Raw genomic sequence first — 24971 nt, forward strand, 5'->3', positions numbered from 1 at the left:
GGCCTCGTCCGACCGGCGTCGAGGCCGGTGCGTTTCGTGGCTCTCCGGACGCGCAGGCGGCGACTCCGTAGCGTCGGAGCATGGAGATCCTCTTCGTCCACGGCGCCCTCGTCCGCGACGGCGCCTGGTGGTGGCAGCCCACCGCCGACCTGCTCCACGAACGCACCGGCGTCCGCAGTCGATCGGTCGCGTTGCCGTCCTGCGGCGAGACCGCGTCCGGTGCGCCCGACGGTGGACTGATCGAGGACGCCGCTGCCCTCCGCGCGGCCCTGGACGACTCCGAGGGCGCGATCGTCGTCGGGCACTCGTACGGCGGCACCGTGATCGCCGAGGCCGGACGGCACGACGCGGTCGCCCACCTGCTGTACATCTCGTCGTACCTGCCCGACGTCGGCGTCGCCCAGGCCGCGATCATGGCCGACGAACCCGACCCCGTGGCCATCGGCGACCGCGGTGACGGAACGCTCGCCGTCGCCGGCTACGACGCTGCGTCCTTCGGTGCACGGTTCCTGCAGGACGCCGACGAGCACACCCAGCGGGCAGCGTGGGACCGGGTCACCGCACAGTCCGCGGCCGCGTTCGTCACGCCGACGAGCACCGCCGGGTGGCAGGACGTGGACGCGACGTACCTCGTCTGCACCGAGGACCGCAGCACCTCGGTCGCGTTGCAGCGCCGGCACGCCGCACGGGCGACGCGGAGCGTCGACGTGCCCACCGGGCACCACCCGTTCATCACCCGGCCGGACCTGGTCGCCGAACAGCTCGAGCTGCTGCTCGGAGCCGCTGCGGCCTGAGGCGCGACGAAACGACGGACGGGAGGCAAGGCGCCAGCTGGCACCGTGCCTCCCGTCCGTCGTCTGGTCTGGTCCGTCAGTCGGTGCCGGAGTCGAACGCCGCGCCCTCGGACGCGAGGTCCGTCGCACGGCCCCGGGCGTCGTCGGCGTCCGAGGTGACCACGGCGCCGCCGAGGATCTCCTCCGACTCACCGGCCTCGAGCTCGCCGACCAGGTCACCCGTCGCGCCGCCGATCAAGCCGGCCGCCGCGTACTGCTCGAGCCGCGCGCGGGAGTCCGCGATGTCGAGGTTGCGCATCGTCAGCTGGCCGATCCGGTCGTCCGGACCGAACGCGGCGTCGCCGACGCGCTCCATCGAGAGCTTGTCCGGGTGGTACGACAGCGCCGGACCCGTCGTGTCGAGGATCGTGTAGTCGTCGCCGCGGCGCAGGCGGAGCGTGACCTCGCCGGTGACGGCCGAGGCGACCCAGCGCTGCAGGGACTCGCGGAGCATGAGCGATTGCGGGTCGAGCCACCGGCCCTCGTACATGAGGCGCCCGAGGCGGCGACCTTCGTTGTGGTACGACGCGACGGTGTCCTCGTTGTGGATCGCGTTGAGCAGACGCTCGTAGGCGATGTGCAGCAGGGCCATGCCCGGTGCCTCGTAGATGCCGCGGCTCTTCGCCTCGATGATGCGGTTCTCGATCTGGTCGGACGCACCGAGGCCGTGCCGGCCGCCGATCGCGTTCGCCTCGTACACGAGCGCGACCGCGTCGGTGAACTCCTGACCGTTGATCGCGACCGGGCGACCGGCCTCGAACCGCACGGAGACGACCTCGGTCGCGACCTCGACGTCGTCACGCCAGGCGGCGACACCCATGATCGGCTCGACGATGTCCAGACCGCTGGAGAGTTCCTCGAGGCTCTTCGCCTCGTGCGTCGCGCCCCAGATGTTCGCGTCGGTCGAGTACGCCTTCTCGGTGGAGTCGCGGTACGGGAAGCCACGGGCGACGAGCCACTCGCTCATCTCCTTGCGGCCGCCGAGCTCCTCGACGAACTCGGAGTCGAGCCACGGCTTGTAGACGCGCAGGCGCGGGTTGGCCATCAGGCCGTAGCGGTAGAACCGCTCGATGTCGTTGCCCTTGTAGGTGGAGCCGTCGCCCCAGATGTCGACGCCGTCCTCCTTCATCGCGCGGACGAGCATCGTGCCCGTCACCGCACGACCGAGCGGCGTCGTGTTGAAGTAGGTCTTGCCGCCGGAGCGGATGTGGAACGCGCCGGTCTGCAGGGCGACCAGGCCCTCTTCCACCAGGGCGCTCTTCGCGTCGACCAGGCGGGCGATCTCCGCGCCGTACTCGTGCGCGCGGCTCGGGACGGCGTCGATGTCCGGCTCGTCGTACTGGCCGATGTCGGCCGTGTACGTGCAGGGCACCGCGCCCTTCTCGCGCATCCAGGCAACGGCGCAGGAGGTGTCGAGACCTCCGGAGAACGCGATGCCGACTCGTTCGCCGACCGGGAGACTGCTCAAGACCTTGGACACGGGGTCAATCGTACGGGGAGTCCAGGCGGTACAACGACCTGCTGGTGCCCCTGGAGGGACTCGAACCCCCAACCGTTTCCTTAGGACGGAACTGCTCTTCCATTGAGCTACAGAGGCTGGCCCGTCCACTCTAGCGGCGGAACGACTCCAGGAAGCTCGTGAGTTCGTCCGCGTAGAGCGCCGGCTGCTCGAACGGCGCGAAGTGCCCTCCGCGCGGCATCATCCGGTACGACACCAGGTTCGTGGTCCGCTCGAGCCATGCCCGCGGCGCCTCGACCAGGTCGCCGGGGAACAGCGAGAACCCGGACGGCACCTCGACCCGACGTGCGGACTGCTCGGGCGGGATCGCGGCGTTCGCGTGGTACATCCGCATGGCGGAGCCGATCGTGCCGGTGGCCCAGTACTCGGTCAGGAGCGCGAGGACCTCGTCCCGCGTGTACACGGACCACAGGTCGCCGTCGCAGTCGCTCCACGACCGGAGCTTCTCGACGATCCACGCGGCCAGCCCGGCGGGTGAGTCGTTCAGGCCGACGGCGGCGGTCTGCGGCTTCGTGCGGTGCAGCATCGCGTACGCGCCCTCGGCCGTTCGCCAGCGGTCGGTCGCAGCGACGAACTCCTGCTCTTCGGCGGACAGCGTCGACGCGTCGAGCCCGGGCCACGCGAGCCCGCCGTCGGTGCGGTGCACGGCGACGACCCGCTCGGGGTGGTCGAGCGCGAGGTACCGGGCGACGTGCGTGCCGATGTCCCCGCCGGCGACGGCGAACCGTTCGTACCCGAGGTCGGTCATGAGCTCGGCCCACATCCCGGCGACGGCCCGCGCATCGATCGGCTGCGGCGGCGCCTCGGAGAAGCCGTACCCGGGCATGTCCGGCACGACGACGTCGAACCCGGCGTCGACGAGCATCGGCAGGACCTTGCGGTAGCGCCATCCGGAGTCCGGCCAGCCGTGCGCGAGCAGGACCGGCAGCGCGTCGGAGCCACCCGCGCGGGCGTGCAGCACGTGGATCCCGATGCCGTCGACGGTCAGTCGTCGGCTGGGCAGTGCGGCGAGCGCCGCCCGGTGCGCTTCGAAGTCGAACCCGTCGGCCCAGTACTCGATGAGCGGGCGCAGCTCGTCGACGTCCGCGCCGAGCGACCATCCGGCGCCGGCGGGTGCGTCCGGCCAGCGCGTGGCACGCAGTCGCGCGCGGAGGTCCTCGATGGTCGCGTCGTCGATCTGCGGTGTCTCACCCATGGCCGCGACGCTACTCAGCACCGCCGACAGGGGACGGCCGCGTCGGCCCCCCCTCTCCCCTAGGCTCGTCCCGACGACAGGGGGCCTTCGTGGCTGATCGGACGACCGGCAACACGTGGCAGCGCTTCTGGGGACGCGGCGGGTGGTGGCGCGCAGTCCTGCTCGCCGTCGGCTACCTCGTCGTGTTCGTCGGCGTCAGCCAGCTGATCGGCGTCGTGGCACGGCCGGCGCTCGACCTCGACGACCTGTACGGCGACCCGATGAGCGTGCTCCTGGCATCGATCCTGCCGATCGGCGTGATGGGGCTGCTCTTGCTGCTCTTCGCCAAGAGCCTCGGGTGGCTGCCGCACCTGTTCCGGCGTCGTGCCGAACCTGCGCCGCGCTGGATGTGGATCGCCGTGGTGATCACGGTCGTCCCGCCGGTGATGAAGGTCTTCGGCACCGACTGGTCCCGCTTCACACCCACGCTGGTGCTCGCGATCCTGTTCTTCGGGCTCTGCGTCGGGTTCGCCGAGGAGCTCCTCACCCGGGGCTTCGCGGTCGAGTTCCTGGAGCGCCACGGGTACAGCGAGCGGGCGGTCTTCGTGCTCTCGTCGGTCGTCTTCGGCCTGATCCACCTGCAGAACCTGCTCGGTGGCGGCAACCCGCTGCTCGTGTTCGCGACGGTCGGCTACGCGATGGGCTTCGGCGCGATGATGTTCCTCGCCCTGCGGGTCAGCCGGTGGCTCATCGTCCCGATGCTCCTGCACGCCCTCACCGACCCGACCACCCTGATGGCAGCGGGCGGCATCAACGACACCAGCACCGTGGTCACCGGCGGCTCCCCGGCCCTGGTGACGCTCGCATCGCTGTTCAACTTCGTGTACATCGTCTTCGCCATCGTCGCGGTCTTCCTGCTGCCGGGCGCCCGACGGCGCACCCCCGACCGCGCTTCGTGAGCAGCAATGGTCGGGTCGCCGTCCGGCACCCGACCATTCGTGCTCACCAAGCGTGACGTCGCGAACAACGGCGCGCCCGGGCGCAACCCAGTGACGGCCTGGAGGCGCGGGGCGGGCCCGCCCCGCGCCTCCAGGCCGTCGAGCCGCTACGCGGCCACCAGGTACTCGTCCCACTCCGCCTGCGGACGCTCGATGCCGCGCACGACCCACGAGGCGCCGTGCGGCACCTTCGGGCGGAAGCGCAGTCGCCACCCCATCTCCTGCGGGGTGCGGTCGCCCTTGGTGTTGTTGCAGGCCAGGCAGCAGGCCACGAGGTTCTCCCACGAGTCCTGCCCGCCGCGCGACTTCGGCTGCACGTGGTCGATGGTCGTCGCGTGCCGGTCGCAGTACGCGCACCGGTTGGCGTCACGGCGGAGGATCCCGCGCCGGGACACCGGCACCAACCTGGAGTGCGGGATGCGCACGTACCGGGTGAGGATGATGACGGATGGACGGTCGAAGCTCGAGGTGGAGCCGGTGACCGGGTGCTCGATGTCGGCCGCGACGATGGCTGCCTTCTGGTTCATGACCAGCACGAGGGCTCGTCGGAACGAGATCACCGCGAGGGGCTCGTAACCGGCGTTGAGGACGAGAGTGCGCATGGGTTCCCTTCCGACGTGCCTGGACGGCTTCCAGGCGCTGCGGGTGCATCACCCCGCCGACGTCGAACCGGTGACCACGACCTGCTCGCACTCCCCCTGAACCACGAAGAGCACCACCCGGATGGGCAGTGCTCTCGTCATGCAGGGGCGTGCAGGTGCACGCAGGCAGTCGTCGACCATATGTCGACATGCGCGCGCCGACCCATGGTGCGGGTCGTGCGGAACGTCGACATGAGGTCTCCTGTTCGCGCCGGTACGGACCGGTGCAGCGTCAGGTTAACCCAGAAACCGGCCCGGCACGAGGGTGCGCGGGCCGGTTCGGGTGAAGTTCACACGCCGGAGGGGCTGTGGTTGCTAGATGCCGAAACGGACGATGTGGTAGTCGCTGGTCCAGATCGGGCGGATCTGCACGGAGCCACCGGGCTTCGGGGCGTCCATGATCATGCCGTTCCCCATGTAGAAGCCGTCGTGCGCCTCGTTGTTGAAGATGACGACGTCACCCGGCTGCGCCTCGGACTCGGGGATCGTGGTGCCGGCCTGGTCCTGCAGCGGCACCGAGTGCGCGAGGTTGATGCCGTACTGGGCGTACACGAACATGATGTAGCCCGAGCAGTCGAAGCCCGACGGGTCGGCGCCGCCGAAGACGTACGGGGTGCCGATGTACTGCTTGGCGGTGGCGACCACGGCCGGCAGCGAGAACGGGGTGTCGGCGGCGGAGGAGCTCGCCACGTAGTCGGCGGCGCTCGGGCCGGTGTACGAGGCGTACTGCTGGGCCGTCTGGGCACGCGCGGCCTGCGTGGCGGCGGCCTGCTCCTCGGCGTCGGCAGCGGCCTGCTCGCTCGCTTCGGCCTGATCGGCCGCGGCCTGCTTGGCAGCCTTCTCGGCGTCGAGCGTGGCGGTCGAGGTGGCGCCGTAGCCGTCACGGCTCGTGCCGGCCAGGGCCACGGCGTCGGACACCGAGAACTCCTGGCTCTCGGTGGTGCGGACCTGGCGCTGCGCGTTCGCGGCGTCGGAGCCGGTGGCCGACTGCGTCGAGGCGAAGGCCGGGGCGACCGCGACCGTGCCGAACATGCCCGCGGCGACGGTCAGGACGATGGGTGCGAGGAACTTGCGCTTGCGCGACGACGAGCTCGTCTTCGCGGCGGCTGCCGAGGCTGCTGCCTGCGCGGCACGTCGGCCACCGGGGAGCGGGGCGGTGCGCACGGGGACGACCTTGCGGGCCGCGCGGCCGTCGACCTGACGCGCAGTCCGCCGGGTGAGCGGGGCGTCGGTGGCGTTCTCGGTGTTCGTCGGGTTCGCGGGCGTCTGGTCGTCCGCGGCGGAACCGGTCTGCGTCAAGGGTGAGGTCTCCGGCGTCTCGTCATCACGCCGCCGAGGCTGTCCGGCGGTGTGCAACCCCATCCGTTCGTCATCGTTTCCGATCGAGGCAGGAGACGGGTTCGAGACGTCCTGCCACGGGTCTCCGGCTCAGGCGCAGCGCGGGGACTCGACGAGTGTACGGGGCCGTCGTTACCTTGTCGAGATGAAAACGCCCCTTTGTAACGAAACGGTAAAGAAGCCCTGGTCAGAAGCGGAAAGCTAGTCCCGCTCGATGTAGACGTGCTGGGCGACCTCGGTCGGCAACTCGATACCGGCGTCCTCGCCGTCGACCCGCACCGCGACGTACGCTCCGGCGCGCTGCACCCTGGCGAGCCGACCGGGCATCACGCCCGCCGTGCGGAGCTGGTGGAGGAGCTCGGGCTCGAACTGCACGGGCTCACCGAGGCGTCGGATCACACCGGTCGCGACGGCGTCGGTGCCCTCGGTCGCGGCGACGATGTTCTGCACACCGTCGAGGAACCCACCGGCGTCGGGGCCGCCGATCTCGGCCAGGCCGGGGATCGGGTTGCCGTACGGCGACTCGGTCGGGTTGCCGAGCATCTCGAGCAGCCGGACCTCGACCTGCTCGCTCATCACGTGCTCCCAGCGGCAGGCCTCGTCGTGGACGAACGCCCAGTCGAGTCCGATGACGTCGGACAGCAGGCGCTCCGCGAGACGGTGCTTGCGCATGACGTGGGTGGCGCGCGAGCGCCCCTCGTCGGTCAACTCGAGGTGGCGGTCGCCCGACACGACGACCAAGCCGTCGCGCTCCATGCGGGCGATGGTCTGCGAGACCGTCGGGCCCGAGTGGCCGAGGCGCTCCGAGATGCGAGCGCGCAGCGGAACGATCGCTTCCTCCTCCAAGTCGAGGATGGTGCGCAGGTACATCTCCGTGGTGTCGACGAGATCGGTCACGGTCCGCCTCTCATGTCTGGGCCCAGCGGCCACCACACTACTTGTTCGGACCGACGAACACCGACCGACACTTGCACCGGACAAGAAGAGGAGCGTCGCCGCCGAGCCCGGGGCCGCCCCGTCCGGCCGGTGCAGGCGCACCAGCACTGGGATCGCGCTCGTTAGGATCGGTGCATGGCAGACATCGTCATCCCCGCCGAACTCCTCCCCACCGACGGCCGCTTCGGCTGCGGACCGTCCAAGATCCGCGGCGCGCAGCTCGAGTCCCTCGTGACGCGCGGGGCCACGATCCTCGGCACGTCCCACCGGCAGAAGCCCGTGAAGGACCTGGTCGGCAGCGTCCGCTCCGGTCTCGCCGACCTCTTCCAGCTCCCCGAGGGCTACGAGGTCGTGCTCGGCAACGGTGGGTCCACCGCGTTCTGGGACGCCGCAGCGTTCGGCCTCGTCGAGCGCCGTGCCGAGAACCTGTCCTTCGGCGAGTTCGGCTCGAAGTTCGCCAAGGCCGTCGCTGCCCCGTGGCTCGAGGCACCGCACGTGGTCGAGGCCCCCGGCGGCTCGCTCGCGTCACTGGAGCCGGTCGAGGGCGTCGACCTCTACGCCTACCCGCACAACGAGACCTCGACGGGCGTCATGGCCCCGGTCGTCCGTGCCACAGGTGACGCCGGAGCGCTCACGGTCGTCGACGCCACGAGCGCCGCCGGTGGTGCCGCCTTCGACGTCGACGCGACGGACGTCTACTACTTCGCGCCGCAGAAGAACTTCGCCTCGGACGGCGGCCTCTGGCTCGCGCTGTTCTCCCCCGCAGCGATCGAGCGGGTCGAGCGCATCGCCGCCTCGGACCGGTACATCCCGGAGTTCCTGTCGCTCAAGAACGCCGTCGACAACTCGCGCCTGAACCAGACGCTGAACACCCCGGCGATCTCGACGCTGCTGCTGCTCGACGACCAGGTCTCGTGGATCAACGAGTCCGGCGGCCTGGCGTGGGCGGACACCCGCACGAAGACCTCGTCCTCGACGCTGTACGACTGGGCCGAATCCGTCGACTACGCGACGCCGTTCGTGTCCGACCCCGCCGCGCGCTCGCAGGTCGTCGCCACGATCGACCTCGACGACTCGATCGACGCCAAGGCCGTCGCCGCGACCCTGCGCGCGAACGGCATCGTCGACACCGAGCCGTACCGGAAGCTCGGACGCAACCAGCTGCGCGTCGCGACGTTCACCGCGATCGACCCGGACGACGTCGCGAAGCTCGTGCAGGCGATCGACTTCACGGTCGACGCGCTGCGCTGACCCGACCGTCGGGCGGGCCTGGCTGCCGGCCGGCGCGCGCGACGAACACCACCGAAACGACGAAGCACCACGGGATCCCGTGGTGCTTCGTCGTTCTCGTGGTGCGTGTCAGGCGCGGTGGAAGTCCGGGTCGACCTCACCGGCATCGAGCTGGGCGCCGTCGAGGTCGGCGTCCGGATCGACCGGCTGCACGCGCTGCGCGCGACGGCGGCGGGGCGGCTGCGGCGCTTCGTCGACGTCCTCGTCGTCCGGCTCCGAGTCATCGGCGAGCGCGTCGACGTCCACTCCCTCGATGTCGTCGTCGTCCGACTCGTCGAGGTCGTCCTCGTCCGCTTCGAACTCGTCGTCATCGTCGTCATCCGACTCGTCGTCGGCTTCGTCGTCGTCCGAGTCGTCGTAGTCGGCGTCCTCGTCGTCGTCCGAGTCGTCGTCCGAATCGTCATCCGAGTCGTCGTCCGACTCGTCATCGAAGTCGTCGTCGTCGTCGTCTTCATCGTCGTCGTCGTCGGACTCCTCGTCCGACTCGTGGTCCTGCGCCGCCCGGTACTCCGCCAGCCGCTCGGACCACGGCACCCACTCGGGCGCGACGAGCGACCCGTCGCCCGGCATCAGCTCGACCTCGAGCACGGTGGGGTCCTCGTCGCCGACCTTCGCGACGCTGACGGTCCAGCGCCAGCCGGGGTAGCCCGGCATCCGGTTCGCGAACAGGACGGAGACGACGCCGTCGCCCTCGTCCACGGTGCCGACGGGCGCGCCGATGCTCGACTCCGGGGTCACCTCGAGCAGCGCGGTCCGCGCCAGGTCTGTGTAGTCAACGGGTACTGCGTCAACAGGTACTGCGTCGCTGTCTGTCATGGCGTCACGCCTCCAACTGGTCTGCGACGTGCCGCAGGATGGCGGCGAGTCGATCGCCGTTCTTCGGGTAGCGGCCGTGGCGGAGGTCTCCGCTGATCCGGTCGAGTTCCTTCACCAGGTCCTCGACGATCACGGCCATGTCGTCTGCGGAGCGACGGGTCATCCGGGACAGCGAGGGCTGGGGGTCGAGGAGCCGCACGGACAGTGCCTGCGACCCCTTCTTCCCCTGGACGACGCCGTACTCGAGCCGCGAGCCCGCCTTCACGGTCACGACGCCGTCGGGCAGCGAGGACGCGTGCAGGAACACCTGGTCGCCGTCGTCTCCGGTGATGAAGCCGAAGCCCTTGTCGTCGTCGTAGAACTTGACCTTGCCGGTGGGCATGCGTGGACTCCTCGTGGTCGTGGTACGGCCGTGGTGCGTCGGATATCCTGGGTCGATGGCCAATCCGACCCGATCAACCGGGAACCCGCAGGATTCCGCAGAACCCCCGGTGACGTTCAATCGTACCGAACGCGCTCTGGCGTTCATGATCGGTGGGATCATCATCCTCGGCCTGCTCTGCTTCGTCGCGATGATCATCATGTGGCTCACCGCTCCGACTGCACGGGGCGCGATGCCGTGGCCGGTGGTCATGGCCATCCCGCTCTACGGCTTCCCGATCGCCATGGTCCTGGTCTTCGTCCTCCTCGGCATCACCTGGACGCGCCGCGCACGAGCCAACCGGACGGCTCGCTGACGTCCGCCCCGGACGCTGGCACCGGACGATGACGACCACTGCCGACCTGGCCGCCCGACTCCGGGCGATGCCGGACGACGCTCTCGAACGACTCGTCGCTGCGCGGCGACTCCCGACCGCTGTGCTCGGAGAGACGGGGCCGCAGCACGTCACGGACTTCTTCGACCTGGCCGAGGCGCTCCGCACCGACGACGCGGTGGACGCTGCGGTCGAGCACCTGCCCCGTGGCACGATCCTCGCCCTCCGCGACGGCGGTGACGCCGCGGCACTCGCCCCGGCGATCGCGCTCGGCCTCGCCGACGAGGACGGCCAGGTCGACGACGCGGTCGCCGCACGCGTGGCCGCCCACCCCGACCTCGTGGCACTGCGACCGTCGGGAGGCCCGGATCGCCCCGACCGCGCAGCCTCCGCTGACGACGCGGCGGCCCTCGAGCGTGCGCGCACCACGGGTGCGGAACAAGCGTTCGCGACGATGACGGTGCTCGCCGAACTCCTGCGGGCGATCGACGCCGGCGCGGTCCGCGAGCTCGTGAAGGGCGGCATCGGGACGCCGCTCGCGAAGACCCTCGGCGAGCGCGTCGGGACCGACCCCGCTGTCGTCCCCGGTCGTCTGGCACTCCTGGAACGCATCGGGTTCGCCGAGCCCGGAGCCGGCCGGTGGTCGGTCACCGAGGCCGGTTACACCTGGCTCCTCGCGGGGTGGCCGGAACGCTGGGCGTCGCTCGTGTCGGCGTGGTCGGACACCCTCGAGCCCGCCGTGCACGAGGTCCTCACGCTCGCCGACGACGACCTCCGCGACCTCGTGTCGCTCGGCCGCTGGGCCTACCCCGCCGGGTCCCGGTGGCTCGACGCGGTCCTGCTCGACGTCGCCGGCACCGCGGCGTCCCTCGGGCTCGCGGTCGACGGTGCGGTGACCAGCACGGGCCGCGCGCTCCTCGACGGCGACGCGGCTCCGGCGACCACCGACCTTCCCGGCACGGTCGAGCGGGTGTACCTGCAGCACGACCTCACGGTGATCGCCCCGGGGCCGCTCGCCCCGGTCGACGACGCCGAGCTCCGCACCGTCGCCGTGCTCGAGGCGCCGGGGCTCGCCGCCCGGTACCGGATCTCCGAGGACACCCTCCGCAGCGCGTTCCGGGCCGGCCGGTCCCGCGACGACGTCCTCGCCCTGTTCGAACGGATCTCGGCGACCGGGGTCCCACAGCCCCTCGCGTACCTCGTCGACCAGGTCGCCTCGCGGGACGGCAGCATCGTCGTCGACCTCGGCGAGGGCGGCGTCGGCGCGGTCGTGCGCGGGACGGCGGACCAACTCGACCTCATCGGTGTCGACGCCGAACTCCGGCAGATGGCGTGGGAGCGCAGCGACCTGACCACCCTGGTGACCCGCTACCCGGCGCACGTCGTGCACACCGCGCTGGAGGACCAGCGCTACCCGGCCGTGCTCGCGACCGGCGCCCGCCCGGAGACGCACCACGGGCCTCCAGGCCGACGCCCCGTCGCCGGACGCACGCCGGAACAGTCGGCGCACGCACTCGTGGAACGGCTCCGCCTGACGACGCAGCGCGGCGACGCCGAGCCGGAGCAGGAGTGGCTCGGCCGGCAGATCGACCTGGCCGTCCGGGGGCGCACCCCGATCCGGGTGGTCGTCCGCATGCCGGACGGCACCGAGCGGCCGTTCTCGATCGTCCCGACGTCCGTCGCGGCCGGCCGTGTCCGCGGTCGTGACACGAGCGTCGACGTCGAACGCACCCTGCCGCTGTCGCTCGTCGTCGCGGTCGAGAGCGACGCCTAGCGGACCGCGCACGCGATCGCAGGCGACGACGGCTAGGCTGGCAGGTCATGAACGGACCGCTGATCGTGCAGAGCGACCGCACCGTGCTCCTCGAGGTCGCACACCCCGACGCCGAGGACGCACGCCACGAGCTCGCGGCCTTCGCCGAACTCGAACGCGCCCCCGAGCACGTGCACACCTACCGGATCACCCGACTGGGGTTGTGGAACGCGCGCGCCGCGGGCCACGACGCCGAGGCGATGATCGCCACCCTCGAACGCTTCGCGAAGTTCCCGGTGCCGCAGAGCGTCACCGTGGACATCCGCGACACGGTCTCGCGGTACGGCCGACTCGTCATCCGGCGCGAGGAACGCGCCGACGCACCGGTCATCGCGAACTCCCCGTCGGAGGAGATCGAACGGCTGCCGGTGCTGCTCCTCACCGCCGAGGACCCGTCCGTCCTGGCCGAGGTCATCCGGTCGAAGCGCATCAAGCCGTTGCTCGGTGACATGCGCTCGCCGTCCGAGGTCGAACTGCAGCCGTGGGCGCGGGGGCAGATCAAGCAGGAGCTCGTGAAGCTCGGCTGGCCGGCGGAGGACCTCGCCGGGTACACCCCGGGGCAGCCGCACCCGATCGACCTCGACACCGCCGAGTGGCACATGCGGCCGTACCAGGAGCAGGCGGTCGACACGTTCTTCGCCCAGGGCTCCGGCGTCGTCGTGCTGCCCTGCGGCGCCGGCAAGACACTGGTCGGCGCCGGGGCGATGGCGACCGTCAAGGCCACGACCCTGATCCTCGTGACGAACACCGTCTCCGCCCGGCAGTGGCGCTCCGAGCTGCTGAAGCGCACGACGCTCACGCCAGAGGACATCGGCGAGTACTCCGGCAGCGTCAAGGAGATCCGGCCGGTCACGATCGCGACGTACCAGATCCTCACCGCGCGACGGAAGGGCGAGTACACGCACCTGTCGCTCCTCGACGCCCTCGACTGGGGCCTCATCGTCTACGACGAGGTCCACCTGCTCCCCGCGCCGGTGTTCAAGCTGACCGCCGACCTGCAGGCACGACGACGTCTCGGGCTCACGGCGACGCTCGTCCGCGAGGACGGCCGCGAGGGCGACGTGTTCTCCCTCATCGGGCCGAAGCGCTACGACGCCCCGTGGAAGGAGATCGAGGCGCAGGGCTACATCTCCCCCGCCGCCTGCTACGAGGTGCGCATCGACCTGCCGCACCAGGACCGCCTGGAGTACGCCGCGTCGAGCGACGACGAGCGCTACCGGCTGGCCGCGACGTCACCCGCGAAGACCCCGGTCGTCCGGGAGCTCATCGAGAAGCACCGTGGCGAGCAGATCCTGGTGATCGGGCAGTACATCGACCAGCTGGACTCGCTGGCCGAGTCGCTGGACGCCGCCGAGATCACCGGCGCCACCCCCGTCGACGAACGGGAGCGCCTGTACGAGGCGTTCCGCGCCGGCGAGGTCGACGTGCTCGTGGTCTCGAAGGTCGCGAACTTCTCCGTCGACCTGCCCGACGCGACCGTGGCGATCCAGGTCTCCGGGTCCTTCGGATCCCGACAGGAAGAAGCGCAGCGACTCGGCCGGCTCCTCCGCCCGAACAAGGACGGCCTGCCGGCGTCGTTCTACACGCTCGTCGCCCGGGACACCGTCGACCAGGACTTCGCGCAGAACCGGCAGCGGTTCCTGGCCGAGCAGGGGTACTCGTACACCATCCTGGACGCCGATCAGGTCCAGGCGCCCGTGGGCTGACGCACGCAGCGCTCCCAGGAAACCCTTAGGGAACGGTCAGAAGATAGGACCATGAGCGATGGCCCCAAGATCCTGATCGTCGACGACGAGCCGAACATCCGCGACCTCCTGACGACTTCGCTGCGCTTCGCCGGCTTCGCCGTGCGCGCGGTGGGCAACGGCGCACAGGCGATCTCGGCCGTGCTCGAGGAAGAGCCGGACCTCATCATCCTCGACGTGATGCTCCCCGACATGAACGGGTTCGGCGTCACGAAGCGCCTCCGCTCCTCGGGCTACACCTCGCCGATCCTCTTCCTCACCGCGAAGGACGACACCGAGGACAAGATCACCGGCCTCACCGTCGGCGGCGACGACTACGTCACCAAGCCGTTCTCGCTCGACGAGATCGTCGCCCGCATCAAGGCAATCCTCCGTCGCACCATGAACGACGAAGAGGACGCGATCATCCGGGCCGGCGAGCTCACGATGGACCAGGACACGCACGAGGTCACCATCGGCGACGCGCAGATCGAGCTCTCCCCCACCGAGTTCAAGCTGCTCCGCTACCTCATGCTCAACCCGAACCGCGTCCTGTCCAAGGCGCAGATCCTCGACCACGTCTGGGAGTACGACTTCAACGGCGACGCGGGCATCGTCGAGTCGTACATCTCGTACCTGCGTCGGAAGCTCGACCAGTACTCGGCCGAGCCGATCATCCAGACCAAGCGCGGGTTCGGCTACATGCTCAAGGCGTCGAAGGCCTCGTAGGGGCCGGAGTCCCACGGGGCTCGACTTCACGGCGGTCGTCCGGTTTCACCGGGCGGCCGCTGTCTATCGTTGGGGAAGCATGCACACGCGAATGAGCCACTGGTGGGACGGGATCTCCCTGCGCACCAAGATCACCGGGATCACGGTGCTCCTCGTGGCGCTCGGGCTCCTCGTCGCAGGGCTCGGCACCATGACGGTGCTCTCCACTTACCTGATGTCGCAGCTCGACAACAACGTCAAGGGCACCACGGAGCAGCTCGAGGGCCAGAACATCAGCGACGGCGAGCAGTACTGCAAGCTGTCGGTCGTCCTGTCGCAGAGCGCCTACGTCGCCGCGTACGACTCCGACGGTGACCAGATCTGCCAGACGAAGGCGTCGAGCCGGCCGGACATCCGCCAGCTCGACTTCTCGGCCGCCGCGCAGAACGGTTCCCGCTTCTCGCTCTACGACAGCCAGCACAACCACGAGTGGCGCGCACAGATCATCCCGGCGTCGCTGCAGAACCAGACGAACGGCTCCACCGAGACCGGGTACGTCCTGGTCGCCGTGTCGAGCGCGGACACCGACCAGACGATCGCCCGGTTCACCGTGATCTTCCTCGGGTTCGGCATCTCCGTGATCCTGCTCGGCGCCATGCTCACCCGACTGCTCGTGACCGCGACCTTCGACCCGCTGCGCGACGTCGAGGACACCGCCGCACGGTTCGCCGCGGGTGACTTCAACCAGCGCCTCGAGGCCGACACCCCGAACACCGAGGTGGGCCGGCTCAACCGCTCCCTCAACGTGATGCTCGAGCGCATCGACACGGCGTTCGAGGACCGGCAGCGCACCATCGACCAGATGCGCCGGTTCGTCGGCGACGCCTCGCACGAACTCCGCACACCGCTCGTGTCCCTCCGCGGGTACGCCGAGCTGTACCGGATGGGTGCGCTCCGCAAGGAAGAGGACGTCGCACAGGCGATGGAGCGCATCGAGAAGGAAGCCCAGCGCATGGGCCTCCTCGTGCAGGACCTGCTGCAGCTCGCCCGCATCGACGAGTCAAAGCCGCTCGACCTCGGCCCCGTCGACCTCGTCGCGATCGCCCGCGACTCCGCGCTCGACACCATGGCCTCCAACCCGGACCGCGAGATCCAGGTCCTGGTCGAGGACGCCCTGACCGGCGAGAGCGTCCCGCAGGCCGTCCGCCCCACGTCGACGGCCGGTGCGCTCTCGACGACGAAGGGCGAGGCGCCGCCCGTGTCCCCGACCTCGGCGAACACGACCGGCCCGATCGCGTTCTCGCGCCAGACCATCGCCCGGCTCCGCGCCCGCCGCACCCGTGCCATGAACGTGGACGCCGGCGCCGCCCCGACCGACGAGACGACGCCGCTGCCCACGGTCGTACTGCCGAAGCGCCCGCCGATCGTGCTGGCGGAAGAGAACAAGATCCGTCAGATCGTGACGAACCTGATGGGCAACGCCATGCGGTTCACGGAGCACGACGACCCGATCGAGATCGGCATCGGCGTGGATGACGACCGCGGCATGGCGCACCTCGACGTCATCGACCACGGTGAGGGCATCCCCGCCCAGCTCCGCGACAAGATCTTCCAGCGCTTCTGGCGTGCCGACACCTCGCGTGCCCGTGACACCGGTGGCTCGGGCCTCGGGCTCGCCATCGTGTCGGGCATCGTCGCGGCGCACCAGGGCTCGGTCGAGGTCTTCGACACCGAGGGCGGCGGCGCCACCTTCCGCGTCTGGCTCCCCCTGCTCCCGCGCGACTACGCCGCCTGAGGCGCGCGTCGCGCGCCGCGCGCACCGCGCGTCCCGCGCGCGGCGCGCACCGTGCACCGCGCGCACCGCGCACTGCGCGCGGCGCGGGGGCCGGGCGTCCTGTCGTCCTGGCGTCCTGGCGTCCTGGCGTCCTGGCGTCCTGGCGTCCTGGGCGGTCACAACACCCCGTTCGACCCTGCCGAGCGGTCACGATCTGTCGTCCGCGCGCTCGCTGACCGACAGTTCGTGACCATCCGGGGCACGGCCGACGACGTGTCGTGACCGCGCGGCGAACCGTTGGTCCGCGTGGCGGTCGCGGCCATCACGCTGACGGCCGACGACTCCTGACCGCTCGGACCTCGAACGCCTGCCGAAGTCGCTCGAACAGCACCGCAGGACGGTGTGCATCCGATGCCGTCGCATGGATCACGAGCCAGTCGTTCGCCACGAACCCGTTGTCCCGTCGTTGATCGTGTCGGAAGGTGTCGCGCTCGCGGTGGTGATCGCCGTCGTACTCCAAGGCGATGCCGAACTCCTCCCACGCCATGTCGACACGGCCGAGGAAGCGTCCCGCACCGTCGTGCACGTTGACGTTCAGCTCCGGCTCGGGGAACCCCGCTTCGACGACTGCCAGACGGAGCCAGGTCTCCTGCGGTGACTCCGCCCCGGCCCGGACGAGGTCCAGCGCCCGTCGAGCAGCGAGCGCGAAGCGTGTGCCGGGGCGGATCGACGCTCGGAGGTCGTCCGCCGTCGCAAGACCGGACGCCCCGACGAGGTGGTCCCCGATCGCGACCAGCGCGTCGCGTTCGAGTACGCCGGCGCACTCAAACCACATCTGCGCGGGGACGCTGACCGGGAACCCGCGGTGTTCGACGGTCCTCGGGCGATCCAGACGGTGCGCGGCCACGCCGGGCCGACGCATCCGGCACCCGTCCCTCGCGGTCGAGACGTGCACCGGCCCGACCGAGCGCACCGACTGCGGCAGTGGCGCACCCCAGATCGCGGCGGCGGTCGTGTGGCTGAAGAACTGGTCGGGACGCATGACCAGGGCGACGGCGTCGATGAATTCCACCGAGTCGATCGGGGCACGCACACCGTGGACCGGGGCTGCCAGATCGGCGCGTCGGAGTCGTTCCCGATCGATGCCGTGCCCCACCGCATCCGCCACGCGGAAGGTGGATCGGTCGAACGGAGCAGGGAGGCGACGGGCAGCTGGCATGCCGTCATGGTCGTTGCAGGGCACGCGAGCCGACCACGCTCGCTCGGAACCTGTTGAGAACGGGGTGAGCCGGGCCTCCTGTGCGGGAGAGGCGACCCGGGACACGCGCAAGCCGCACGCACGAGCCGGCCACGACTCCCCGCCGCGGCGCCGCGGAGCGGTCACAACCAGTCGACTGGAGCGGGCCGAACCGACGGTTCGTGACCGCACGGCGAACCTGAGCGGGGTGTTGTGACCTCCGGCCACGCACACGGAAGGGCCCCCGCACGCAGAAGGGCCCACGCACGCAGAAGGGCCCACGCACACGGAAGCCCACGCACGCAGAAGGCCCCCGCACGCAGAAGGACCCCCGCACGCGCAGCGTGCGAGGGCCCTTCCGTCAGACGGAAGGACCCCCGCACGCGCAGCGTGCAAGGGCCCTTCCGTCAGACGGACTAGAAGTCCATGCCACCCGTCGGGTCGCCGGCCGGAGCAGCAGGGGTGCGCTCGGGCTTGTCGGCGACGACGGCCTCGGTCGTCAGGAACAGACCGGCGATCGACGCAGCGTTCTGCAGCGCCGAGCGCGTGACCTTGGCCGGGTCGATGATGCCCGCGGCGATGAGGTCGACGTACTCGCCGGTCGCGGCGTTGAGGCCCCAGCCCGACTCGAGCTCGCGCACCTTGGCGGCGACGACACCCGGCTCGAGACCGGCGTTCAGCGCGATCTGCTTGAGCGGCGCGTCGATCGCGACGCGGACGATGTTCGCACCGGTCGCCTCGTCACCCTCGAGCTCGAGGGCCTCGAGTGCGACGGCACCGGCCTGGATGAGGGCGACGCCACCACCGGCGACGATGCCCTCTTCGACGGCAGCCTTCGCGTTGCGGACGGCGTCCTCGATGCGGTGCTTGCGCTCCTTGAGCTCGACCTCGGTCGCGGCACCCGCCTTGATGACGGCGACGCCACCGGCGAGCTTCGCGAGGCGCTCCTGGAGCTTCTCGCGGTCGTAGTCGGAGTCGGTCGCCTCGATCTCGGAGCGGATCTGGCGGACACGGCCGGCGATCTGCTCGGCGTCGCCGGCACCCTCGACGATCGTGGTCTCGTCCTTGGTGATGACGACCTTGCGGGCACGACCGAGCAGGTCGAGCGTCGCGTTCTCGAGCTTGAGGCCGACCTCTTCCGAGATGACCTGGCCACCGGTCAGGATCGCGATGTCCTGCAGCATGGCCTTGCGGCGGTCGCCGAAGCCCGGGGCCTTGACGGCGACGGACTTGAAGATGCCGCGGATCTTGTTCACGACGAGCGTGGCCAGGGCCTCGCCGTCGACGTCCTCGGCGATGATCAGGAGCTGCTTGCCCGCCTGGATCACCTTGTCGACGACCGGCAGGAGGTCCTTGATGTTCGAGATCTTCGAGTTGACGATCAGGATGTAGGCGTCCTCGAAGACGGCTTCCTGACGCTCGGGGTCGGTGACGAAGTACTGCGACAGGTAGCCCTTGTCGAAGCGCATGCCCTCGGTCAGCTCGAGCTCGGTGCCGAAGGTGTTCGACTCCTCGACGGTGACGACACCTTCCTTGCCGACCTTGTCGATGGCCTCGGCGATGAGCGCGCCGATGGTCGGGTCAGCGGCCGAGATCGAGGCGGTCGCGGCGATCTGGTCCTTCGTCTCGATCTCCTTCGCGTCGGCGAGGAGCTGGTCGGAGACGGCGGCGACGGCCTTCTCGATGCCGCGCTTGAGCGACACGGGGTCGGCGCCGGCGGCGACGTTGCGGAGGCCCTCGCGGACGAGTGCCTGGGCCAGGACAGTCGCGGTGGTCGTACCGTCACCGGCGACGTCGTCGGTCTTCTTGGCGACCTCCTTGACGAGCTCCGCACCGATCTTCTCGTACGGGTCGTCGAGCTCGATCTCCTTGGCGATGGAGACACCGTCGTTCGTGATCGTGGGGGCGCCCCACTTCTTCTCGAGGACGACGTTGCGGCCGCGCGGGCCGAGCGTCACCTTCACGGCGTCGGCCAGCTGGTTCAGGCCGCGCTCGAGGCCACGGCGGGCCTCCTCGTCGAAAGCAATGATCTTAGCCATGTGAGTTCTCGTCCCTCCCGGACGTCGTGGGGTCGTGCTGGCACTCAACGTGAGCGAGTGCCAACGCCGATTCTGGCACTCGCCCGGTGCGAGTGCAACACGATCTGGAGGCTCGTCACGTCTTCCCAGGACACGCCCCGCCAACAGCGCACCCCGACCACCGCCGCGGGCCGCCCGCCACGCACGCCGACCACCGCCGCGGGCCGCCCCGCACGCCGAGCGCCGCGGCCGACACACGCCGAGCACCGCCGCCCGTGCACGACGAACGCGCCGCCCCTGACGGGACGGCGCGTTCGCGATGAGTGTCGTGCGCTCAGGCCGGTCGGACTGCTTCCGCCTGCGGGCCCTTCGACCCGGTGCCGACGTCGAACACCACTGCCTGGCCCTCCTCGAGGACCTTGTAACCCGACATGTCGATGGCCGAGTAGTGCACGAACACGTCCTGACCTCCTCCATCGACGGTGATGAAGCCGAAGCCCTTTTCAGCGTTGAACCACTTCACGGTTCCGTTGGCCATGATCTCTTGCTCCCTGGTACTGCTGTGCGGACGACGTGTTCGCCGTCTGCATGGGACTCTGCTCGAAGCGGAGCGATCAGGCAAGAGGTGTGACGTTGTTTCACGTCGATTCCGTCAGAAATCAACGTGCCGGAAACACGGCCGTCACAAATGCGCGTGAGAACGACCGCGGAATGCGGATCAGCCGGTGTAATCGGCGCCGAGGACGACGCTCACGTCGGCGTTCGGGAACGCCGCCGACTGCTGCACGGCCGTGACGCCGAGCTGCTTCGCGATGCCCTGCGCGACGGCGGCCTGCGACGCCTGCTGGTAGTACACGATCGTCGACGTGGAGCCGGTCGTCCCCGCGTCACCGGTCGAGGCGACCTGCCAGCCGGCGCCGGTCAGTGCAGCGCTGGCGCGGGCGGCGAGGCCCGTGGTGGTCGTGCCGTTCAGGACGACGACGGTGGTGGTCCCCTGGTCGGACGGCGTCGCGGCGGCCGCGCCACCGGTCGAACCGGAACCCGAACCAGAACCACTGCCCGACGATGCGGAGGCCGACGAGGACGCCGACGGCTTCGCGGTCGCGGACGCACTGGTGGTCGCGGTGGGCGAGTCCGAGCCGCTGAACGAGTAGCTGCCGTTGAGCAGGGCGAGGGCGAGGACGCCGATGCCGACGAGCACGCCGGTCGCGAGGGCTGCCCACGCGAACACGATCCAGCCACGGCCGCGGCGCTGGGCACCGCGATGCGCGCCGACCCTGGGGCCGTCGGCGACGTCGTCGAACCGGTCTCGGGGGAATCTGGTGCTCATCGTTCCTCTTCACGTCCTTCGGGAGCTGCTCCGGGCGCGACGAAGCTGCGCGTGGCCCGGGCGCTGGTGCGCGCGTGTCGGAGCCGCTGCAGCCGGGTGACGAGCTGCGGGTCGTACGCGAGCGCCGCGGGCGAGTCGATGACACGGTTCAGCACCTGGTAGTAGCGCGCCGCCGACATCTCGAACTCGACCCGGATCTCCGCTTCCTTCGTGCGGTCGTGCCGTGCCCGGTCGTGCTCGAACGAGAGCACGTGCTTGGCGAGCTCGCTGAGTGGATCAGCGCTGCGTTCATCAGCACGGGGCTGATCAGCACGGAGCTGGTCAGCACGCTGCTCGTCGGTGGGACTGGCGGACACTGCGGTTCCGATCACGGTGCGGTAACGGGGTCTCGCACATCGTAGGGGTGGAGAGCATCCGGACCCTGGCACGGCGCTGGACTGTCGCGAACACCGGTCACAGGTTCGTGTCCCGGAGCCACCGGACGCGCACGCCGAAGGGATCGGACACCGCCATCGCGACGCCGTCCAGGGACGCCGTCGCGAACGCGTCCGGATCGGCAGCGTCGACGTCGTCCGGCAGGGTCGCCGCGACGCCGCGCAGGATCCCGGTGCGTTCGAGTGCGATCCAGTGCACACCGCGGTCGCGGACGCGGTCGACGAACCGCTGACGGTCCGCGCCGGGCACGTACACGAGCGTCCCGGTGGTCAGGACGACGGGCTCCACGCCGTCCGGCAAGGCGTTCAGAGCACGGTCGAGGTCACCCGGCAGCGTGCCCCGGATCCGCACGGGAGGCACGGCGAGCGTCGCGCGCGCCGCATCGCGCATCAGGGCGATCCGGTCCGTCGCCTCGGGCGGGACGGCCTCGACCAACCGGTCGAACGCGCCCGGTGCGGCGAGGTCGATCGGGTTCGGGTCGAGGGCGATCCTCGCGCCGATCCGGATCGGCCTGCTCGCCGGAGCCGGAAGGACCCCGGAGACGTCCGCGACGAGACGGACCGCGGGTTCGTCGACCGCCGTGTGCATCCGGACGAGCTCGGTGCGCACCCCGCCGTGGTCGTCGCGCCCTGAGGAGTCGGGGCGCGACGACAGCACCGGGGCGCGTTCCGCCGGCACCCGGGTCTCCGACGTCCGGTGGTCCAGCGTGACGCGGTCCGGGATCGAGCAGAGCCCGGCGGCCGCGCCGGCGTCCACCAGACCGAGCGGCCGCGAGGCCCGCGCCGCGAGCGCTGCGAACAGCGGGACGACGGGACCGAGCCGCCGGGGGTCGTTGGCCTGCACCGTGGCGGAGGCGAGGGCCGCGACCAGCGCGGGGCGGGCCTCCCGGCCGATCGCGCGCAGCGCACCGGGGTCCGACGGATCCGCACCCAGCCGCCGCGCGACCGCGAACAGGAGCTCCGGTTGGCGCTGCTGTTCGGGGACCTCGTCGAGGATCGCGACCAGCTCGTCGTCGAGCGATCGCGCCCAGGCGGCGTACGACCGTGAGAGCGGCTCGATGCGATCGGCGTACGCGGCGTAGCGGACCCACGTGTTCATCAGTGCCCCGGGCGGTGCATGCCGACGTGGCGGATGCCGGCCTCGAGGTAGGAGTCGCCGAAGCGTGCGAAGCCGTGCCGTTCGTAGAGCCCGGCCGCGTACTCCTGGGCGTGCAGGACGAACGGCTCGCCCCCGTGTTCCCGGAGCACGGCGGCGACGAGTCGTCCGGCGATGCCCTGTCCACGGTGCTCGGGGTGCGTCGCGACGCGACCGATCACCCAGGCGGGCGGGGCCGCACCTGCCGGGTGCACCTCGTCTGCCGCCGGACGGATCAGTCGCAGGTACCCAACCGCCGTGTCGTCGGTGCCGAACCACCAGTGCTCGGTGTCGGGCTCGCGGTCGCGGCCGTCGAAGTCCTCCGCCGTCACCCGTTGTTCGAGTGCGAAGACGCGGTTCCGCAGCACCACGATGCCGTACAGTTCGTCCGTCGTCAGACGGGTCCAGCGGGAGTGGTGCACGGAATGCTCGGACATCGTCGCGAGTTTACTGAAGTGGTCGGGAGTGCCCGGAAGAACCCGACCGGGAAGCAGGAGGAAGCAATGGCATACAACGTCGACAAGTCCGACGCCCAGTGGCGCGAGGAGCTCTCCCCGGACCAGTACGCCGTCCTCCGTCAGGCGGGGACCGAGCGTCCGTGGACCGGTGAACTCCTCGACGAGGAGCGGGCCGGCGTCTACACGTGTGCGGCCTGCAACGCGGAGCTGTTCAAGAGCGGCACGAAGTTCGACTCCGGCTGCGGCTGGCCGTCGTTCTACGAGTCCGTGAACCCCGACGCGGTGCAGCTGATCGAGGACAACTCGCTCGGCATGGCCCGCACCGAGGTCCGGTGCGCGAACTGCGGTTCGCACCTGGGCCACGTGTTCCCCGACGGGTTCGGCACCCCCACCGGTGACCGGTACTGCATGAACTCGATCTCGCTGAACTTCGCGGAGAAGTCCGCCGAGTGAGCCCCCGGCGCCCTCACCGGTAAGATGAGCGGCGTCAGCCAGCATGGCGCAATTGGTAGCGCACCGTACTTGTAATACGGGGGTTGCGGGTTCGAGTCCCGCTGCTGGCCCCAGACCGGAGCGAAGCCCCGGGCGATCACTCGCCCGGGGCTTCGGCACGTCGGAACACGGATCAGGGGGCGTTCCGCCGCGCTGGACGCGGTAACCAGCCGGTCGTGCGAAGAGGATGACACCTCACCGACCCGCTCGTCCACATCCGGACCCCACATCGGCGGGAATCCGCACGAACGTGCACCCGCGTCCGCGTGGGACGGATGTCAGGTTGCGCCTCGCGTTCAGCGTCCGCCGGTGATCTTCCGCTCGCGCTGCGCGACACCGGCGGTGCCGTACGGGTAGTCGTCGATGCGCGGAGCGCTCGCGTCGGTCAGCTGCGCGAGTTCCGCGTCGGTCAGCACCAGGTCCGCCGCACCGAGGTTGTCCTCGAGCTGGGACACCGTCCGGGCGCCGAGGATCACGCTCGTCACGGCCGGCCGGGCGAGCAGCCAGGCGAGGGCGACCTGCGACCGCGAGGCACCGTGCGCGTCGGCGACCGCGGAGACCGCGTCGAGGACAGCCCAGGTGCGCTCGTCGCCGTTCCGCGCTTCCCACGCCTCCATGCCGCGCGCCGGGTTCTCACCGAGGCGGGTGGAGCCGGTGGGCGCCTCGTCGCGCTGGTACTTGCCGGACAGCCAGCCGCCGGCCAGGGGCGACCAGGGCAGCAGGCCGATGCCCGCGTCGAGGCAGGCGGGCACGATCTCGTGCTCGATGTCGCGGACGAGCAGGTTGTACTGCGGCTGCAGGGTGACCGGCGGCGCCCAGCCGTGCGCCTTCGCCTCGTACACGGCCTTCGTGACCTGGTAGCCGAGGTAGTTCGAGAATCCGTACGAGCCGATCTTGCCGGCGGACACGGCGTCGTCGAGGAACCGGAGGGTCTCGTCGATCGGGGTCAGGGCGTCCCACGCGTGCATCTGGTACAGGTCGATGTGGTCGACGCCGAGCCGTTCGAGCGAGGCGTCGAGCGCGACGCGGAGGTGGCGGCGGGACAAGCCGAGGTCGTTCGGGCCGTCGCCCTGCGGGAAGCGGCCCTTGGTGGCGAGGACGACCTGCTGCGCCTCGGTGGGGTGTGCCGCGAGCCAGCGCCCGATGATCCGCTCGGACTCGTTGCCCGAGTAGACGTCTGCCGTGTCGATCAGGGTGCCGCCGGCCGCGACGAACGTGTCGACGATGGTGTGGGAGGTGGGTTCGTCGGCTTCGCTGCCGAACGTCATGGTGCCGAGGGTCAGCGTCGACACCGATGTCCCGCTGTTGCCGAGGAGTCTGTAGTCCATGGCCGGGACGGTACGCGGGGTGTCGCGGGACATCGAAGCCCTGCGAGTACCCCTCAGCGCGACGAGGACAGCGTCGCTCCGGTCACCGCGTGGCTCAGCCCCGCAGGAACGCGATCGCCGCTTCGCGGAACGCCCGCGACGTCGGTGCGCAGAACGGTGTCACCGCGTGGTTCAGCCCCGCAGGAACGCGATCGCCGCTTCGCGGAACGCCCGCGACGTC

General features: G+C 70.5%; 24 protein-coding genes and 2 tRNA genes. 10 read left to right on the top strand and 16 right to left on the bottom strand.

Annotation, left to right across the window (positions count from 1 at the left end):
- Positions 1 to 80 precede the first annotated feature (80 nt).
- Positions 81 to 794 carry an alpha/beta hydrolase gene (locus tag EDF19_RS05860; RefSeq protein ID WP_123680022.1) on the top strand — a complete coding sequence of 238 codons (714 nt, stop codon included), beginning with the start codon at positions 81 to 83 and terminating at the stop codon, positions 792 to 794.
- 76 nt (positions 795 to 870) lie between these two features.
- Here the strand turns inward: EDF19_RS05860 and argG are convergent, their stop codons facing one another.
- The 3 genes from argG to EDF19_RS05875 form a co-directional block, all read right to left on the bottom strand.
- The gene (gene argG, locus EDF19_RS05865) at positions 871 to 2313 is read right to left on the bottom strand and encodes an argininosuccinate synthase (protein ID WP_123680023.1); all 1443 of its coding nucleotides are present in this window, start codon (positions 2311 to 2313) and stop codon (positions 871 to 873) included.
- 42 nt (positions 2314 to 2355) lie between these two features.
- Positions 2356 to 2430: transfer RNA gene (locus EDF19_RS05870), tRNA-Arg, on the bottom strand.
- A 13-nt stretch (positions 2431 to 2443) separates the two neighbouring features.
- Entirely contained in the window at positions 2444 to 3547 is a 1104-nt protein-coding gene (locus EDF19_RS05875) for an epoxide hydrolase family protein (protein ID WP_123680024.1), read from the bottom strand.
- 89 nt (positions 3548 to 3636) lie between these two features.
- On the opposite strand from EDF19_RS05875, the gene EDF19_RS05880 reads away from it, so the two are divergent.
- Positions 3637 to 4485, top strand: coding sequence for a CPBP family intramembrane glutamic endopeptidase (locus EDF19_RS05880; RefSeq protein ID WP_123680025.1), 849 nt, complete (start codon positions 3637 to 3639; stop codon positions 4483 to 4485).
- Between the two features lie 146 nt (positions 4486 to 4631).
- Here the strand turns inward: EDF19_RS05880 and EDF19_RS05885 are convergent, their stop codons facing one another.
- The 3 genes from EDF19_RS05885 to EDF19_RS05895 form a co-directional block, all read right to left on the bottom strand.
- Positions 4632 to 5126, bottom strand: coding sequence for an HNH endonuclease (locus tag EDF19_RS05885; RefSeq protein ID WP_123680026.1), 495 nt, complete (start codon positions 5124 to 5126; stop codon positions 4632 to 4634).
- Positions 5127 to 5480: 354 nt separating this feature from the next.
- Positions 5481 to 6464, bottom strand: coding sequence for a C40 family peptidase (locus tag EDF19_RS19495; protein ID WP_148071039.1), 984 nt, complete (start codon positions 6462 to 6464; stop codon positions 5481 to 5483).
- A 240-nt stretch (positions 6465 to 6704) separates the two neighbouring features.
- A complete protein-coding gene (locus tag EDF19_RS05895) occupies positions 6705 to 7400 on the bottom strand; it encodes a metal-dependent transcriptional regulator (protein ID WP_123680028.1) in 696 nt (231 codons plus the stop codon).
- 174 nt (positions 7401 to 7574) lie between these two features.
- Here EDF19_RS05895 and serC point away from each other — a divergent pair, with 174 nt between their 5' ends.
- On the top strand, positions 7575 to 8690 hold the full coding sequence (gene serC / locus EDF19_RS05900; RefSeq protein WP_123680029.1) for a phosphoserine transaminase: 1116 nt from the start codon (positions 7575 to 7577) through the stop codon (positions 8688 to 8690).
- Between the two features lie 108 nt (positions 8691 to 8798).
- On the opposite strand, the gene EDF19_RS05905 is transcribed toward serC, so the two are convergent.
- Both EDF19_RS05905 and EDF19_RS05910 read right to left on the bottom strand, forming a co-directional pair.
- Positions 8799 to 9545 carry a DUF3027 domain-containing protein gene (locus EDF19_RS05905; protein ID WP_123680030.1) on the bottom strand — a complete coding sequence of 249 codons (747 nt, stop codon included), beginning with the start codon at positions 9543 to 9545 and terminating at the stop codon, positions 8799 to 8801.
- Between the two features lie 4 nt (positions 9546 to 9549).
- Positions 9550 to 9927: a cold-shock protein gene (locus EDF19_RS05910; RefSeq protein ID WP_111085215.1), complete on the bottom strand. Its 378-nt coding sequence runs from the start codon at positions 9925 to 9927 to the stop codon at positions 9550 to 9552.
- A 55-nt stretch (positions 9928 to 9982) separates the two neighbouring features.
- On the opposite strand from EDF19_RS05910, the gene EDF19_RS05915 reads away from it, so the two are divergent.
- The 5 genes from EDF19_RS05915 (at position 9983) to EDF19_RS05935 (ending at position 16340) form a co-directional block, all read left to right on the top strand.
- Positions 9983 to 10282, top strand: a complete 300-nt coding sequence (locus EDF19_RS05915) for a hypothetical protein (protein ID WP_148071040.1) — start codon at positions 9983 to 9985, stop codon at positions 10280 to 10282.
- A 28-nt stretch (positions 10283 to 10310) separates the two neighbouring features.
- Entirely contained in the window at positions 10311 to 12074 is a 1764-nt protein-coding gene (locus EDF19_RS05920; protein ID WP_123680032.1) for a helicase-associated domain-containing protein, read from the top strand.
- A gap of 47 nt (positions 12075 to 12121) precedes the next feature.
- Entirely contained in the window at positions 12122 to 13819 is a 1698-nt protein-coding gene (locus EDF19_RS05925) for a DNA repair helicase XPB (protein ID WP_123680033.1), read from the top strand.
- A gap of 51 nt (positions 13820 to 13870) precedes the next feature.
- On the top strand, positions 13871 to 14566 hold the full coding sequence (locus tag EDF19_RS05930) for a response regulator transcription factor (RefSeq protein ID WP_017888045.1): 696 nt from the start codon (positions 13871 to 13873) through the stop codon (positions 14564 to 14566).
- Between the two features lie 79 nt (positions 14567 to 14645).
- A complete protein-coding gene (locus tag EDF19_RS05935) occupies positions 14646 to 16340 on the top strand; it encodes a cell wall metabolism sensor histidine kinase WalK (protein ID WP_123680034.1) in 1695 nt (564 codons plus the stop codon).
- Positions 16341 to 16641: 301 nt separating this feature from the next.
- Here the strand turns inward: EDF19_RS05935 and EDF19_RS05940 are convergent, their stop codons facing one another.
- The 7 genes from EDF19_RS05940 to EDF19_RS05970 form a co-directional block, all read right to left on the bottom strand.
- Positions 16642 to 17391: a hypothetical protein gene (locus EDF19_RS05940; protein ID WP_148071041.1), complete on the bottom strand. Its 750-nt coding sequence runs from the start codon at positions 17389 to 17391 to the stop codon at positions 16642 to 16644.
- Positions 17392 to 17972: 581 nt separating this feature from the next.
- The gene (gene groL, locus EDF19_RS05945; protein ID WP_123680036.1) at positions 17973 to 19595 is read right to left on the bottom strand and encodes a chaperonin GroEL; all 1623 of its coding nucleotides are present in this window, start codon (positions 19593 to 19595) and stop codon (positions 17973 to 17975) included.
- 313 nt (positions 19596 to 19908) lie between these two features.
- A complete protein-coding gene (locus EDF19_RS05950) occupies positions 19909 to 20112 on the bottom strand; it encodes a cold-shock protein (RefSeq protein WP_111085222.1) in 204 nt (67 codons plus the stop codon).
- 180 nt (positions 20113 to 20292) lie between these two features.
- A complete protein-coding gene (locus tag EDF19_RS05955; RefSeq protein ID WP_123680037.1) occupies positions 20293 to 20904 on the bottom strand; it encodes a LytR C-terminal domain-containing protein in 612 nt (203 codons plus the stop codon).
- A complete protein-coding gene (locus EDF19_RS05960; RefSeq protein WP_123680624.1) occupies positions 20901 to 21260 on the bottom strand; it encodes a DUF3263 domain-containing protein in 360 nt (119 codons plus the stop codon). Before EDF19_RS05960 ends, EDF19_RS05955 begins: the two co-directional genes overlap by 4 nt.
- A gap of 97 nt (positions 21261 to 21357) precedes the next feature.
- Positions 21358 to 22437, bottom strand: coding sequence for a DUF2332 family protein (locus EDF19_RS05965; RefSeq protein WP_123680038.1), 1080 nt, complete (start codon positions 22435 to 22437; stop codon positions 21358 to 21360).
- The gene (locus tag EDF19_RS05970; RefSeq protein WP_123680039.1) at positions 22437 to 22910 is read right to left on the bottom strand and encodes a GNAT family N-acetyltransferase; all 474 of its coding nucleotides are present in this window, start codon (positions 22908 to 22910) and stop codon (positions 22437 to 22439) included. Before EDF19_RS05970 ends, EDF19_RS05965 begins: the two co-directional genes overlap by 1 nt.
- Before the next feature lie 66 nt (positions 22911 to 22976).
- Here EDF19_RS05970 and msrB point away from each other — a divergent pair, with 66 nt between their 5' ends.
- Together msrB and EDF19_RS05980 are read left to right on the top strand one after the other, a co-directional pair.
- Positions 22977 to 23384 (top strand): peptide-methionine (R)-S-oxide reductase MsrB, encoded by a 408-nt coding sequence (msrB, locus tag EDF19_RS05975; protein WP_123680040.1) that lies wholly within the window; start codon positions 22977 to 22979, stop codon positions 23382 to 23384.
- Between the two features lie 37 nt (positions 23385 to 23421).
- Positions 23422 to 23497 (top strand) — tRNA-Thr (locus EDF19_RS05980).
- 222 nt (positions 23498 to 23719) lie between these two features.
- Here the strand turns inward: EDF19_RS05980 and EDF19_RS05985 are convergent.
- A complete protein-coding gene (locus tag EDF19_RS05985; RefSeq protein ID WP_123680041.1) occupies positions 23720 to 24751 on the bottom strand; it encodes an aldo/keto reductase in 1032 nt (343 codons plus the stop codon).
- Between the last annotated feature and the right edge of the window lie 220 nt (positions 24752 to 24971).

Origin of the sequence: Curtobacterium sp. PhB115, from assembly GCF_003752025.1 — a bacterium.
Classification (GTDB): domain Bacteria; phylum Actinomycetota; class Actinomycetes; order Actinomycetales; family Microbacteriaceae; genus Curtobacterium.

Bases quoted from the DNA above. Each gene is read 5' to 3' on its own strand.
- EDF19_RS05935 (WP_123680034.1), top strand. From the start codon at position 14,646: ATGCACACGCGAATGAGCCACTGGTGGGACGGGATCTCCCTGCGCACC.
- EDF19_RS05920 (WP_123680032.1), top strand. From the start codon at position 10,311: ATGACGACCACTGCCGACCTGGCCGCCCGACTCCGGGCGATGCCGGAC.
- msrB (WP_123680040.1), top strand. From the start codon at position 22,977: ATGGCATACAACGTCGACAAGTCCGACGCCCAGTGGCGCGAGGAGCTC.
- EDF19_RS05965 (WP_123680038.1), bottom strand. From the start codon at position 22,437: ATGAACACGTGGGTCCGCTACGCCGCGTACGCCGATCGCATCGAGCCG.
- EDF19_RS05930 (WP_017888045.1), top strand. From the start codon at position 13,871: ATGAGCGATGGCCCCAAGATCCTGATCGTCGACGACGAGCCGAACATC.
- EDF19_RS05925 (WP_123680033.1), top strand. From the start codon at position 12,122: ATGAACGGACCGCTGATCGTGCAGAGCGACCGCACCGTGCTCCTCGAG.
- EDF19_RS05970 (WP_123680039.1), bottom strand. From the start codon at position 22,910: ATGTCCGAGCATTCCGTGCACCACTCCCGCTGGACCCGTCTGACGACG.
- EDF19_RS05915 (WP_148071040.1), top strand. From the start codon at position 9,983: ATGGCCAATCCGACCCGATCAACCGGGAACCCGCAGGATTCCGCAGAA.
- EDF19_RS05860 (WP_123680022.1), top strand. From the start codon at position 81: ATGGAGATCCTCTTCGTCCACGGCGCCCTCGTCCGCGACGGCGCCTGG.
- EDF19_RS05875 (WP_123680024.1), bottom strand. From the start codon at position 3,547: ATGGGTGAGACACCGCAGATCGACGACGCGACCATCGAGGACCTCCGC.
- EDF19_RS05885 (WP_123680026.1), bottom strand. From the start codon at position 5,126: ATGCGCACTCTCGTCCTCAACGCCGGTTACGAGCCCCTCGCGGTGATC.
- EDF19_RS05985 (WP_123680041.1), bottom strand. From the start codon at position 24,751: ATGGACTACAGACTCCTCGGCAACAGCGGGACATCGGTGTCGACGCTG.
- EDF19_RS05910 (WP_111085215.1), bottom strand. From the start codon at position 9,927: ATGCCCACCGGCAAGGTCAAGTTCTACGACGACGACAAGGGCTTCGGC.
- EDF19_RS05955 (WP_123680037.1), bottom strand. From the start codon at position 20,904: ATGAGCACCAGATTCCCCCGAGACCGGTTCGACGACGTCGCCGACGGC.
- groL (WP_123680036.1), bottom strand. From the start codon at position 19,595: ATGGCTAAGATCATTGCTTTCGACGAGGAGGCCCGCCGTGGCCTCGAG.
- serC (WP_123680029.1), top strand. From the start codon at position 7,575: ATGGCAGACATCGTCATCCCCGCCGAACTCCTCCCCACCGACGGCCGC.
- EDF19_RS05905 (WP_123680030.1), bottom strand. From the start codon at position 9,545: ATGACAGACAGCGACGCAGTACCTGTTGACGCAGTACCCGTTGACTAC.
- EDF19_RS05950 (WP_111085222.1), bottom strand. From the start codon at position 20,112: ATGGCCAACGGAACCGTGAAGTGGTTCAACGCTGAAAAGGGCTTCGGC.